This is a genomic window from Capnocytophaga sputigena (genome assembly GCF_900446695.1).
GTDB lineage: Bacteria > Bacteroidota > Bacteroidia > Flavobacteriales > Flavobacteriaceae > Capnocytophaga > Capnocytophaga sputigena.
The window spans coordinates 346,763-361,101 of the sequence record NZ_UAVP01000003.1 but is presented as its reverse complement, the minus strand read 5'-3'; the positions used below and the strand labels follow the sequence as shown (position 1 = coordinate 361,101).

The window sequence follows — 14,339 nt, the reverse complement described above, 5'->3', positions numbered from 1 at the left end:
AGAAGAATGAAAGATTTATTTGAGCATATTTATGCAAATAAAGGAAGTATAGGGCGCTGGTCAGACCACGCCGAGGGGTATTATGTATTCCCTAAATTAGAAGGTGAATTAGGTCCTCATATGAAATTCCAAGGAAAAGAAATCCTCAACTGGAGTATCAACGATTATTTAGGACTTGCAAACCACCCCGAAGTGCGCAAAGTAGATGCCGAAGCAGCTGCCGAGTATGGTGCGGCTTACCCTATGGGAGCTCGTATGATGAGTGGGCATACTACTATGCACGAAGAACTCGAAAAACGTTTAGCTAAATTCGTACATAAAGAAGCTGCTTATTTGCTCAACTTCGGTTATCAAGGAATGGTATCTATCATCGATGCTTTGGTAACAAAAAATGACGTTATCGTGTACGATGTTGATGCACACGCTTGTATCATCGATGGGGTACGTTTGCACTTTGGTAAACGCTATACCTATCAACATAACGATATGGAGAGCTTTGAGAAAAACTTAGAGCGTGCTGCCAAATTAGCTGAAACTACAGGAGGTGGTATCCTGGTGATTTCAGAAGGTGTTTTTGGAATGCGTGGCGAACAAGGTAAACTTAAAGAAATTGTAGCCCTTAAAAAGAAATATCCTTTCCGCCTTTTGGTAGATGATGCGCACGGTTTTGGTACCTTGGGTCCTCGTGGAGAAGGAACTGGTGTTCATCAAGGCGTACAAGATGAAATTGATGTCTATTTCTCTACTTTTGCCAAATCAATGGCTGGTATTGGGGCTTTCGTAGCTGGAAATGCCAAAGTAGTAGATTATCTTAAATATAACCTCCGCTCTCAAATGTTTGCTAAATCACTTCCAATGATTTATGTAAAAGGTGCTTTGAAACGTTTGGAAATGATGGAGACAATGCCTGAACTACAACAAAAGTTATGGGATAACGTAAATCGTTTGCAAAACGGACTTAAAGAGCGTGGATTCAATATCGGTAATACCAATACTTGCGTAACGCCTGTATTCTTGCACGGTAGTATTCCTGAAGCAATGGCGATGGTAAACGACCTTCGCGAGCACTACAGTATTTTCCTTTCGATTGTAGTTTATCCAGTGATTCCAAAAGGAATGATACTCTTACGCATTATTCCTACTGCTTCACATAGTAAAGAAGATATCGACCGTACTTTGGAAGCATTTTCAGCGATTCGTGAAAAACTCGAAACAGGCGTATACCGCGCTATGAATGCTGAACTTACTAAAGAAATGGGAGATATGTAATTAAATTATTAATTGAAAAAAAATACTTTGCCAAAGTGAGATAGCTTATTGTGCTACAACCAACTTTGGCAAAGTTTTTGTGTATCTCCACCTTGTTCATTATTAATTGCTAATCGTTAATTGTTAATTGTCATCCCTACATATAATGAAATTGAAAATATAGAAGCTATCATAAAGGCAGTATTTGCCCAAAGTGATAAGTTTCATATCCTCATTGTAGACGACAATTCTCCTGATGGCACTGCCGATAAGGTACGCGAATTACAAAATATTTACCCTAACCGACTCTTTTTAGAGGTACGCACCGAGAAAAAAGGTTTAGGAACAGCTTATATTCACGGATTTCAGTGGGCATTGACACATAACTATGAATATATTTTTGAGATGGACGCCGATTTTTCTCATAATCCCACTGACCTCTTACGGCTTTATGAAGCTTGTCAGCAAGGTGCTGATGTTGCAATTGGGTCGCGTTATGTAAAAGGGGTGAATGTAGTGAATTGGCCCTTGCAGCGCATCTTGTTATCTTATGGGGCTTCTATCTATGTGAGGGTAATTACGGGAATGAAAATTAAAGATCCTACGGCTGGCTTTGTGTGTTACCACCGAAGAGTATTAGAGCATATCAACCTCAAAACTATTAGATTTGTGGGCTATGCTTTTCAAATAGAAATGAAGTATCGCGCTTATCTTAAGAAGTTTAAAATTACAGAAGTACCTATTATCTTTACAGATAGAACTAAAGGAAAATCAAAAATGAATAAAAGCATTATCCGTGAAGCTATCTTTGGTGTTATCGGAATGCGATTTAAAAAATAAATCAGCATAAAGAATTATGGAATTTATAAGAAAGAGACTCAAAAGCTTACAATATGTATTTCAAGGTTTGTTTTATTTAATAAAGAATGAACCCCCAGTGATGGTGCACATTGTCATCTCTTTAGTATGGGTGATTTTAGGCTTTTGTTTCGGCATTACTACCAATGAATGGATTGTACAATTGCTGTGTATAGCTATAGTGCTATCAGTCGAAGGTCTCAATACAGCCGTTGAGAAACTTTGCGACTTCATCCACCCCGATCATCACAAAACTATTGGCATTATCAAAGATGTTGCTGCTGGAAGTGTAGGCTTTGCTGTGATACCTGTAAGCGTTGTGCTCTGTATCATCTATTATCCTTATGTAATGAAACTCTTTTAAATTTTACTATGAAAGATATAGTAAAAGGGTATTTAGCAGCTTTTATTTCGGCGGTTACTTATGGTATGATTCCGCTGTTTATGATTCCTATCAAGCAGCAAGGTTTTTCGGTAGATGCAGCGCTTTTCTATCGTTTTATTACTACAAGTCTCTTTATTATGGGATATCTTTTCTACCGAAAAGAGACACTGCGCATTACCCCGCGCGAAGTATTTATCTTTCTTGTTTTAGGATTGCTATACGCCCTTTCAGCAGAATTTCTCTTCCTTGCCTATGATTTACTCTCCCCAGGAATTGCTTCTACTATATTTTTTATGTATCCGCTAATAGTAGCACTTGCTTTGGGTGTTTTCTTTAAAGAACATATCACCTTTCGCACAATGATAGCCCTTATTGTTGTATTAATAGGTGTTTTCTTACTCAGTGTAAAAGATGTAACAAACTTTTCAATCAACTATATAGGGGCAGGTGTATCACTACTTGGAGCAATTTCGTATGCACTCTATATGCTCATTGTCAATAAGTCAAAAATATCGGCTTCAGGAATAAAAGTATCGTTTTATTCTACCTTATTTTCTTCAGTTTACTTTCTTGTAAAACTATTTGTAATGGGGAAAACACTCCCTATTCCCGATTTGAAAATGAGCTTCTTGTTAACAGGTTTTGGAGTAATTACTACTCTGCTCTCTATTGTTACTCTTATTTATGCTATCAGAATGATAGGTTCTACCCCTACAGCTATCATTGGGGTAATGGAACCCATTGTAGCAGTAGCTATCAGTATTTGGATATTCCAGCAAGAAAGTCTTACAACGAATCTTATTATAGGAGTGCTACTCATTATCATTGCAGTAATGATAGATATTTTGAACCCTAAGAAAATATAGTTAAATTATTTTGTTTAATTCTAAATAAAGTGGTATTTTTGTCCGCTGAAAAACTTAAATATCATTTTATGAAAAAACTCATTTTGCCTATTATGGTGTTATGTGCTACGATGAGTATGGCACAAAATGACCCTCTTGATTCTAAAAAAGATACTGTATCACTTGAGGAAGTAGTGATTACGGCTAATCGTATCAAAGAGAAGAAAACGGATGCTGTTGCGAATGTAACCATTATTGACCAAAAGAAACTACAGCAGTTTATAAAAATAGCGCCTGATATGTCGCATCTTATTGGGATGATAGAACCAGCTATGTCACTTTCTACCAATACAACTAACAACCGTTATCAAAATTTGCGAGGGCGTTCTATACTCGTATTGATTGATGGTATCCCTCAATCTACGCCATTACGTGCTACAGACCGCGATATTCGCTCTATTGACCCAGCAGCTGTAGAACGTATTGAGATAGTAAAAGGGGCTACCTCTATTTATGGAAATGGAGCCATAGGAGGAATAATGAATATTGTAACTAAAAAATCGCCTAAAAATGTTATTTTCGGTGGGCAAACTACTATAGGAGCTTCAGCAAGAGATTCTTTTAAAGAAAATAGAGGCTTTGGCTATCGTTTTAATCAACAATTTTATGGAAATTACAAAGGCTTTTCTTATTTAGTTGATGCGGCAATGAACCAAACAGGTTCAGCTATTGATGGGACAGGTGAATATATATCTCCTCGCTATGGATTAGGAGATGTGCGTACTTATAACGGACTTGTAAAACTTGGTTATCAGTTTGACGATGATAACAAGGTAGAAGCTATGTATAACTTCTATCAAAGTTTGCAAAACACCCCTTTGGTAGCTTCTGGAGGAAAATATCTAGAACGCCCTCGTATAGGAGTTTATGATACTAAAGACCCTGCTGCTCAAGATGAAGGAATGCGCTATAATCACAACGCCTATATAAAATTCAACTCCAATAACATTTTTAAACGTACTGATTTAGAGTTAAGTGCTTTTACCCAACACCAATATGCTATTTTCGATTATCGCAAGCACAACGCTCGAAGTCCACGTTGGGAAAGCAGTAGCGGGCAAGCAACTGTAAAAGGTGAAAAATATGGTATTCGTACCCAACTAACTTCTAAAGTTTTATTTTCTGAAAATGTTTTTACTCAGTTACTCTATGGTGCTGATGTATTGATAGATAAAACCAGTCAGCCTCTAGTAGATGGTCGTTATTGGATGCCTGAGCTCACTTCTTATAATTCTGCTCCTTTCTTACAAACAAAAACTACTTTCTTCCAATACTATGTACTCAAAGCAGGCTTGCGTTATGATTACATTGATGTATCTGTTCCTAATTATGAGGTTCTCAGGCTCCGCAATACCGATCCTCGTGTATATGTAAAAGGAGGAGATCTTACTTACAACAATCTTTCTCCTAACATAGGGATTGCATACAACCAATTCAAGTTTTTCCAGCCTTTCATCTCTTATTCACAAGGTTTTTCAATTTTTGATTTAGGAAGAACCCTTCGTGCTGCTAAAGCTGATGTCCTTTCTAAAATCAATACAGAGCCTGTTAAAACCGAAAATTATGAAGCCGGAGCTTATGCTGAGCTAAGCAAATATGTTCATTTGAGTGGCTCTTATTTCTATACTTATTCAAAACTCGGTAGTGATCTCAAATCAGTAAGTGGTTTTTGGGTAGTAGATAGAACCCCTCAAAAAGTATATGGTTTTGAAGTAAATGCTGATATTTTTCCTACTAAATGGCTTACCCTTGGCGGAAGTTTTATCTCTTTTGAAGGAAAGAAAAAATCTACTGAAGATGGAGATTGGGATGGCTATATGAGTGGTACTTCTATTCCTGCTCCTAAGGCAACTGCTTATATAAGAGTTACACCTACTGAATATAGTTACCTTCAAGTAAATTACTTACATACAGGTAGTAGAGATCGCTTCTCTCCTGATAATCGAGGTGTATATACTGAAGGAGAGGGAATTGTTTATCCTATCGACTTATTTTCTCTCAGTGCAGGTTATACTTTCAACAAGTCTTTTTCTTTGGCTTTAGGGATTGAAAACCTCACCGATAAGGTGTATTATACACCTGCTTCTATGTTGGTAGCACGAGATGCTGAGTATGCACGTGGTAACGGAAGATATTTTAATCTGAGTCTTACTTATCGTTATTAAGATATAAATAAAAAAACGAGGTGTAAAAACCTCGTTTTTTTATTATCAGTTTATAGACCGAACCGCTTCTTTTAGTTGTATCAAAGCTTGTTTTACCACACTTCGCGGACAAGCTAAATTTATGCGCATATAACCTTTGCCTTCTTCCCCATAAATAGCTCCATCATTTAGGGCTAAGTGTGCTTTATCAGTGCATAGGGCTACAATTTCTTTCTGACTGAGTTGTAATGCACTAAAATCTATAAATACCAAATAAGAAGCTTGGGGTACAATCACTTTTAATTGTGGTATGTATTTTTCAATGTAATGTATTACTTCATCAACATTCCCTTGTACATAGTTGAGCATTTGTTGTAGCCATTCTTCACCTTTGTTATAGGCGGCTACCACAGTGTTGAACGCAAAAACGTTTCCTGCGGCTAACTCATTCCCCTCTACATAGCTCTCAAAACGGCGGCGTAGGGTAGGGTTGGCAATCACGGCATACGAAGTTGCTAAACCTGCCATATTAAATGCTTTGCTCGGAGAGGCAAATACTACCGAGTTTTGTGCAGCTTCTTCGCTTACAGTAGCAAATGGAATGTGCTGATATGGAGGTAAGGTAAGGTCGGCGTGGATTTCATCAGCAACTACTATTACGTTGTTTTGAGCACAAATAGTAGCTACTTTTTGCAATTCTTCACGTGTCCATACGCGTCCACCGGGGTTGTGAGGATGACAGAAAAGGAAGAGTTTGCAACCTTTTATCTTTTCTTCAAATACTTCAAAATTGATGTGATATTGTCCGTCTTTCAACTCAAGCGGACAGTTCACTAATTCGCGGTGGTTGTTGCGAATCACCTGAGCAAAAGGATTGTACACAGGTTGCTGAATCATTACTTTTTCACCGCGTTCAGTAAAGGCTTGCACAGCCATAGCCAAGGCAGGAACTACCCCAGGTACAAATGAAATCATCTCTTTGGTAATTGTCCATTGGTGGCGGCGTGCTTGCCAACTGATAATAGCCTCATACCAACTCTCAGGTCTGGCTGTATAGCCAAACACTTCGCATTCCATACGTTTTTTCATCACCTCTACAATGAATGGAGGTGTTTTGAAATCCATATCGGCTACCCACATTGGTAGCAAATCAGTACGCCCCCAGCGAGGAGCTAATGCCTCTAATTTCAAGGCATCTGTGTGTTTTCTACAAACTACTTCGTCAAAATTGTAATCCACTTTATCTAATGATTAATGGTTAATGATTAATTTTTTATTACGTATGTACCTACTAATTGTTAGGTTGTACCTATCAATTATCGTTACTAATTTACTCTCACAATGTTGGCACCCAATGCTTTGAGTCGTCCATCGATATTTTCATAACCTCTATCTATCTGTTCTATATTATAGATGGTAGAAGTACCTTTGGCTGATAAGGCTGCGATGAGCAGGGCAATACCAGCACGTATATCGGGGGAAGTCATTAGGGTAGCGCGCAAAGGCGATTTGAAGTCGTTGCCAATAACTGTGGCGCGGTGTGGGTCACACAATATAATTTTAGCTCCCATATCTATCAGTTTATCGATAAAGAAGAGTCGGCTTTCAAACATCTTTTGGTGAATGAGCACTTCCCCGCGTGCTTGAGTAGCGACTACCAGCACAATACTCAATAAGTCGGGAGTAAAACCAGGCCAAGGGGCATCGGCTACAGTAAGGATAGAGCCATCAATGTAATTCTGAATCTCATAGCCATTGGTATGGGCGGGGATATAGATATCGTCGTTTCTCTTTTCAAAACTAATACCTAATTTTTGGAAGATAGTAGGCATAATACCCAAATGTTCCCACCCCACATTTTTGATAGTAATCTCACTGCGGGTCATAGCCGCTAACCCTATCCAGCTACCTATTTCAATCATATCGGGCAGAATGGTATGAGTACAACCATTTAGGCGCTCCACTCCATTGATAGTGATAAGGTTAGAACCAATACCTTGTATATCAGCCCCCATAGCATTGAGCATACGGCAAAGTTGTTGTACATAAGGCTCACAAGCAGCGTTGTAGATGGTGGTAGTACCTTCAGCTAATACGGCAGCCATAATAATGTTAGAGGTTCCCGTTACTGATGCTTCTTCTAAAAGCATATAAGTACCGTGTAGTTTTTCAGCTACTACACTATAAGTATAATTGTTCTCATCGTATTCAAAATGAGCTCCTAATTTGATGAAGCCATCGAAGTGGGTGTCGAGGCGGCGGCGACCTATTTTGTCTCCCCCAGGTTTAGGAATATAGCCTACGCCAAAACGTGTGAGTAGTGGTCCTACTACCATAATAGAACCGCGCAAGGCTTGCCCTTCGGTATGAAATGACTCTGATTTTAAGTAATCGATATTCACTTCATCTGCCTGAAAGCTATAAGAACCTTTTCCTACTTTTTGAATTTTTACACCTAAATTTTCGAGTAAAGAAATGAGTTTATTTACATCCTGAATGTCGGGGATGTTGTGAATAGTAACCTTTTGGTCGGTGAGTAGAACGGCACAAAGCACTTGTAATGCCTCATTTTTAGCACCTTGTGGAGTAATTTCTCCTTTAAGAGTATGTCCTCCTTCTATCTTAAATACGCCCATTATTATTTTTTTTATTAAATTTATTAGTAAAAACTTTTTTGTTTTGTTGATGTTGCTGATGAAGTTGATTTTGGTTCTGCTGCGGTATAGAGCGGCGAGTGAGGTTCATTTTGGTACGTATCAACGCTTGGCTGTCCCAAAGGTCTTCTTTCCTTTTGCGCAAATCTATCCGTCCTTTGCTCAATTCGTAAAGGTGTTCAAACACCACACTATCGTCTACCGCTTCTTTGTTCCAAGTGAGGAAACATTTTTTCATATGGTTAGCGATAGAATATTCTAAAGCCTCTCGCAAATCGCCTTTTTCCCATTTCACACAAGTGTTGATGAGCCTAAGGATGATATTGCCATAAAAACGATATTTGAGTTGGTGTTGTGGATATTCTAAGCGGTCGGGGTGCTTGTGTAGGGTAGAGGGGGTAGGTTTCTCATAAGGAGAATCTACATCTAACTGAAAACCAGACATTATAAACAATTGATCCCACAATTTGTGTTGGAAGTCAGGGACATCGCGCAAGTGAGGAAATAGGTTCCCCATTACGGCTACAATGCTACGCGCTGTGCGGTTACGTTCATCACGGTCTTCTAAGAGTACCGCTTTTTCAATCATTTTTTGTATGTGTCGCCCGTACTCAGGTATGCGCAAATGCGGACGTTCGGTATTGTATTCTAAGGTCGTCATAGTGATAAAATTCCTTCTACTTTGCCTGCTTCTTTGTAAAAAGCAATTACCTCATCAGGATTTTTTACGGTGAGGCTCACCGAAACTCCTGTGTATTTATCGCCTGATGAAGGGCGTGTGGTAATTTCGGCATCAGTATTTTTAAAAACATCCTCTAATTGCGCTAATTTAGCCTCATCTTTAGGGATGATAAATTTATAGAGGTAGCGAGTAGGCCACAAACTTGTTTCTAAAAGTTCGTTTTTCAATCGCTCGTAAAATTCTGCTAATTCTTGCTCTGTTTTCATTTAAATGATTCTTCTAAAATTATATGGAATGCAAATATACGAATAATTTGTCAATTAGCAAGTTTTTAAACCTTAACTATCAGCTCTTTCCGTTCAATGCTTGTCAATACACTTTAAAATTCTTTGTAAATCAATATGTTGTAATCGTTTGATTTTTAAAACTCTATCTTCTTCAGCTCGTTAGTCTCCAAGCTCTGATTTCTAAAAACTATTCCTTAAAATTTGCCATTTAAAAAAATAATCGTACCTTTGCGCCCTGAAAAAATTACGTAATAAAAATTTAACATTGCAATGAAAAAAGAAATTCACCCAGAATCTTACCGTTTGGTGGCTTTCAAAGATATGTCTAACGACGATATCTTTATCACAAAGTCTACCGTAGAAACTAAAGAGACTATTGAAGTAGATGGGGTTGAGTATCCATTAGTGAAATTGGAAATTTCTCGCACTTCTCACCCTTACTACACAGGTAAATCTAAACTTATTGACACAGCCGGACGTATTGATAAGTTTAAAAACAAATACGCTAAGTTCCAAAAATAACATAGCAACTTCTAAAAACCTCCCCTTAAGGAGGTTTTTTTCTTATGAAAATACTCTCCGTCTCTCTCCATAATATCGCCTCAATCGAAGGTCCTTTTACCCTCAATTTGGAAGCTGAACCCCTCAAATCGGTGGGGTTATTCGCTATTACGGGAGCTACAGGTGCAGGAAAATCTACTATTTTAGATGCTATTTGCCTCGCCCTTTACAACGATACTCCTCGATTGGCTGCTACTCAAAGCTCGGTTGCTATAACCGATAGTGGGGTAGAGGTAAAGGCTAACAACGTGAAACACCTCTTGCGCAAAGGGGCTGTTTCGGGCTATGCCAAAGTGGTATTTCAGGCGGTTGATGGCAAGATTTACGAAGCCGAATGGCAGGTGAGCCGCGCTTACAACAAACCCTCGGGGGCTATCCAAAACGAGAAAATGCAACTCACTTGCTTAACTGATAACCACTTAATTGCCGAAAATCGCAAAACACTCGTACTCGAAAAGATTCGCGAATGCGTAGGGTTAACCTTTGATGAGTTTACCAAATCGGTGATTTTAGCACAAGGTGATTTTACTTCTTTCTTAAAAGCAAACGACGATAAACGTTCGGATATTTTAGAGAAACTCACAGGTACTGAGGTGTATACACGTGTCTCTAAACAGATACACGAATGTCATAAACAACACAAAAACGAACTTCAACTCTTAGAAAAACAGCTTGAGAACATTACTTTCCTAACGGAAGATGAACGCACTACGCTATCTACTCAACTCGCTGCTGATGAAGAAAAACTGAAAAACCTGCAAAACTCTCTTTCTTCTCTAAAAGCTCAACAACAGTGGTTTGACAATCAGAAATTGTACACACAACAATGGCAAGAGGCTCTTGAAAATAAACAAATAGCCGAGCAGGAGAAAATCTCTCAGTCAGAACGTTTTGCTCAACTTGCAATGGTGGAGCAGTTGCAAGCTGTAAAAGGGGATATCCTCACCCAGCAAAAGGAAAGCGAAAAATTAACACTCACCACACAACAATTAGAGCAAGCTACTTTAGAAAAAGAACAACTTACTACCGATAAGGCTCTTATTTCCAGTGATAAAGAGGCTATCGAAAAGGATTTGGCAACAGCCAAAAGAACTTATGAAATAGCCAAACCTGCTATCGCTAAAGCAAAGGAACTGGATATTCGTCTCACAGAACAACAAAATGCGCTATTGCAATATCAGCAACAGTACAATACTAAAAAATCTGTTTTACAAACTAAAGAAACCGAACTTGAAAAAGTAGTGGAACATATCCAAAAAGGGGAGAGTTACATTCAAACTGAAGAACAATGGCTCAATACTCACCCCGATGAGGCTCAATTGTACCGCAATGCGCTGTGGTTAGAGCAACTCACAACCGACCAGCAACTGCTCAACGAAAAACGAACTGCCTACAAGCAAACGGAAGAACGCCTTACACAACAACACTCTAATCTGAAAGCTCAATACGCTATAGAAAATCTTCCCTCAACTGATATAGAGGTACTTGCCAAACAGCAAAAGGATTATCTCACTGCTTTGCAGATGTATCAATCGGATAGAGAAGTGGCAAAACGAATGATGCAATATGAAGCACAGAAAATACAAGGAGCATCGCTCTTACAAGAGTTGCAACATACACAAAATCAAACAGAAGAGGCTATAACACAATTACAAACAGCTCAGGCAGAAGCTAAAATCGCTTGTGACACTGCTGAGCGTATCTACCAAAAAGCACAAATAGAAAATACCAAAGATGTTGCCTTTTTACGTGAACATTTGGTGGAGGGGGAGGCTTGTCCTGTATGTGGGTCGCTACACCACCCCAATGCTCACAAGGCTGTCGCCGAACATCTTATCAATACGGTATATCAAGAATTTCTCAATGCCAAAAAGCATTTAGAATCGCTTACGAAAGACTTAATCACCAAAGAAACAGAGCTTAAAGAACTGCAAAAACGCATAGCACAGCAAACCACACAAAATGCTGAATACGCAACATTATACACCCAAGAGTACGAACGCTTAACGCAATCGGTGTATTACTATATGACTTATCCCACTGCTGAAATAGAGCCTTATATCACAAGTAAAATTTCTGAAATAGAGCACCTTTTAGCAGAAACTGAAACGCTTTTTGAAGTGCTTAACCAACTCAAATCACTCACCGATGAGCTGAATACTCTTGCAAAAGATACTCAGAATTGCGAACAACAAAGCCAAAAGCACTTTCAGCAGTTGCAAAATTTGCAACTTTCGGTTGCTTGGCTCAATCTTTGGCAAACAGATATTGCACAATTTCAAAAACAGGTTGTTACAGCTAAAACCGATTGGGAAACACATTCGGCTTGTCTCGAAAAATACAAAAAACGCCTTGCAGAACTCACACAAGAGCGCACAGAACTTTCTTCTTCGGCTCAAGCGCTCCAGCAAGAACTCACTGAATTGACGGAACGTATTACTAAAGAGCAAATTCAGTTGCAAAAAATGAAAGAAGAACGTAACAATTTGTTAGAAGGAAAATCGGCTCAAGAGGTAGAGGCTACTTTTGAGAAACAAATAAATGAATTAACATCTCGGTTGGAGCAAAACCAACAGCAATACAATGCTATTTTACTAAAACTGACGGCTAATGAAAAGACTTTAGAAACCTTAACAACGCAACAACAGCAATCGCAAACTCATATAACTGAGGCAACTCTTACAATAGAAGAATGGCTTACTGCTTACCCTTCTGAGCAAATAGACTTTATAAGAAGAAATATGCTAGAGTGGGCAAATCGCTCTCACGAATGGTTACAATCAGAAAGGCAAGCTCTTCAATCGTTAAACGAGCGCATAGCCCAATACAATACTATTGCTACAGAAAAACAGCAAGCTCTTGAACAATTAAAAGAAAAACGACCACTTGACCTTACAGAAGAAGCTACCATACAGCAATTGGCAGCTCAAACAGCTGAAGAAGATACACTACGCGAGGCTGTAGTTACTCAAAAAAGCAGGCTTCTAACTGATACTCAGCAGCGCGCTACCGCTGCAACATTGCATAAAGCTAAAGAAGAAAAGGAAAAACTCACCCATCGCTGGAGTTTGCTCAACGACCTTATAGGAAGTAGTACAGGTAGCACATTCCGCAAGTACGCTCAGGAATATACTCTTGATATGCTTTTGCAATACGCCAATGTACAAATGCGCTATCTCAATAGGCGTTATACTTTGCAACGCATTCCTAATTCTTTAAGTTTGCAGGTGGTAGATAACGATATGGGTGCTGAGGTCCGTTCGGTTTATTCACTTTCAGGAGGAGAATCGTTTTTAGTATCTCTGGCTTTGGCTTTGGCACTTTCCTCACTCTCATCTACTAAAATGAACGTAGAAACACTCTTTATAGATGAAGGTTTTGGTTCCTTAGATTTCGAAACGCTTTCTGTAGCTATAGATGCATTGGAAAGCCTACAAAATCAAGGGAAAAAAGTAGGGGTTATCTCTCACGTACAAGAAATGGTAGAGCGCATTGCTGTGAAAGTAGTGGTACAAAAGAAAGGCAATGGAAAGAGCAGTATAGTTGTTACTGTTTAGTTGTTAGAAGGTAAGAAAACTACTTCAAAAATTTTACTCCAATTCTTACCTGTAATGAAAAAAGTTTGACGCTTAGGGTGATAGGCAATGCCATTGAGTACATCCACATCAGGAGTTTGCTCTACTTTGCTTTTAAGTCCGCGTACATCTACTACACCTTCAATAGCGCCATTTTCGGGATTGATAATCATTATGCCGTCCTTTAGGAAAGTATTGGCATAAATCTTTCCGTTAGCAAATTCTAATTCATTAGCATAAGTGTAGAGCGATTTATTAGTGCAGAGTTGTAAACTATCAATCTCGGCATAAGTTTCGGGATGGAGTAACCAAATCTTTTCACTACCATCACTTTTGTAGAGTTTGTCTTCTCCATTATGGCAGAGACCCCAACCTTCTTTACTTTTGCCATAAGTGAAAGTCTTCTGAAAGTTTAAATCCTTGTCATATACCATTCCTATTTGTTCTCTCCAAGTGAGTTGCAGTATTTTACCTTTAAAAACAGTAGCGCCTTCGCCAAAGTATGAAGGTTGTAAAGGTACATTTTTATAGACTTCCCCTGTAAATGGATTCCATTTGCGTATAGATGATTCGCCGTATTGCCCTGTACTTTCTACAAGCGTATCACCTATGAATTCTAATCCTTGTGTATAAGCCTTCTTGTCGTGTGTATACTCATTGATGATTTTGTATGTATAGATTTTAGGAGCATCTTTGGCTAATAACAATAGTTGTTTTTGTACGGTGTACTGCTGTCCGTTAGTAGTATGAGCAGTAACTTTTAGTTGCTGTTTGCCTAACGGCAGAAGAGCGTGCAGTACGATAGTATCGCCTTGAGCTTCTAATAAATGCTGTTGATGAAATTGAAAAGAAGTTTTGCTAATTGCCTCACTGAATTTTGGGTGTGTGATTTTCACCACAAGGGTATCACCTAAGTGGTATTCTTTCTTTTTAGGAAAGATTTCTATATTAAAATCCTTGCCGTCATTAGGCGTATTTTTGCAAGCTACCATTGCTATTGCAAGCAGGATGAGGTATAAAAATCGTGGAAATGTAGTCAT

Annotated in this window: 12 protein-coding genes; 7 read left to right on the top strand and 5 right to left on the bottom strand. The window is 38.7% G+C overall.

Translation table 11 applies throughout. The features are described 5' to 3' along the window. The first annotated feature begins 6 nt into the window (after window positions 1–6). The 5 genes from capB (at window position 7) to DR017_RS01865 (ending at window position 5,561) form a co-directional block, all read left to right on the top strand. Window positions 7–1,269, top strand: coding sequence for a cysteate-C-fatty acyltransferase (gene capB, locus DR017_RS01885; RefSeq protein WP_002682016.1), 1,263 nt, complete (start codon window positions 7–9; stop codon window positions 1,267–1,269). Window positions 1,270–1,389: 120 nt separating this feature from the next. Further along, window positions 1,390–2,088, top strand: coding sequence for a polyprenol monophosphomannose synthase (locus tag DR017_RS01880; RefSeq protein ID WP_002682013.1), 699 nt, complete (start codon window positions 1,390–1,392; stop codon window positions 2,086–2,088). A gap of 16 nt (window positions 2,089–2,104) precedes the next feature. After that, window positions 2,105–2,470, top strand: a complete 366-nt coding sequence (locus DR017_RS01875) for a diacylglycerol kinase family protein (protein ID WP_002682037.1) — start codon at window positions 2,105–2,107, stop codon at window positions 2,468–2,470. Between the two features lie 8 nt (window positions 2,471–2,478). After that, window positions 2,479–3,357, top strand: coding sequence for a DMT family transporter (locus DR017_RS01870; RefSeq protein WP_002682025.1), 879 nt, complete (start codon window positions 2,479–2,481; stop codon window positions 3,355–3,357). A 68-nt stretch (window positions 3,358–3,425) separates the two neighbouring features. Next, complete coding sequence (locus tag DR017_RS01865) at window positions 3,426–5,561, top strand: TonB-dependent receptor (protein WP_040361937.1); 2,136 nt, start codon at window positions 3,426–3,428, stop codon at window positions 5,559–5,561. A gap of 45 nt (window positions 5,562–5,606) precedes the next feature. Here DR017_RS01865 and DR017_RS01860 read toward each other — a convergent pair whose 3' ends face one another. The 4 genes from DR017_RS01860 to DR017_RS01845 form a co-directional block, all read right to left on the bottom strand. Beyond that, window positions 5,607–6,779: a MalY/PatB family protein gene (locus DR017_RS01860; RefSeq protein ID WP_040361622.1), complete on the bottom strand. Its 1,173-nt coding sequence runs from the start codon at window positions 6,777–6,779 to the stop codon at window positions 5,607–5,609. Between the two features lie 86 nt (window positions 6,780–6,865). After that, a complete protein-coding gene (gene murA, locus DR017_RS01855) occupies window positions 6,866–8,176 on the bottom strand; it encodes a UDP-N-acetylglucosamine 1-carboxyvinyltransferase (RefSeq protein ID WP_002680833.1) in 1,311 nt (436 codons plus the stop codon). Further along, entirely contained in the window at window positions 8,163–8,855 is a 693-nt protein-coding gene (locus tag DR017_RS01850) for a DUF4290 domain-containing protein (RefSeq protein WP_002680847.1), read from the bottom strand. The genes murA and DR017_RS01850 overlap by 14 nt, the downstream gene beginning before the upstream one ends. Then, window positions 8,852–9,142 (bottom strand): DUF493 family protein, encoded by a 291-nt coding sequence (locus tag DR017_RS01845; RefSeq protein ID WP_002680853.1) that lies wholly within the window; start codon window positions 9,140–9,142, stop codon window positions 8,852–8,854. The genes DR017_RS01850 and DR017_RS01845 overlap by 4 nt, the downstream gene beginning before the upstream one ends. Window positions 9,143–9,433: 291 nt before the next feature. On the opposite strand from DR017_RS01845, the gene DR017_RS01840 reads away from it, so the two are divergent. Beyond that, window positions 9,434–9,685: a type B 50S ribosomal protein L31 gene (locus DR017_RS01840; protein WP_002680810.1), complete on the top strand. Its 252-nt coding sequence runs from the start codon at window positions 9,434–9,436 to the stop codon at window positions 9,683–9,685. Between the two features lie 44 nt (window positions 9,686–9,729). Next, window positions 9,730–13,281 carry an AAA family ATPase gene (locus tag DR017_RS01835; protein ID WP_002680982.1) on the top strand — a complete coding sequence of 1,184 codons (3,552 nt, stop codon included), beginning with the start codon at window positions 9,730–9,732 and terminating at the stop codon, window positions 13,279–13,281. Here the strand turns inward: DR017_RS01835 and DR017_RS01830 are convergent. Further along, on the bottom strand, window positions 13,278–14,339 hold the full coding sequence (locus tag DR017_RS01830) for a glutaminyl-peptide cyclotransferase (RefSeq protein WP_002680816.1): 1,062 nt from the start codon (window positions 14,337–14,339) through the stop codon (window positions 13,278–13,280). The genes DR017_RS01835 and DR017_RS01830 overlap by 4 nt on opposite strands.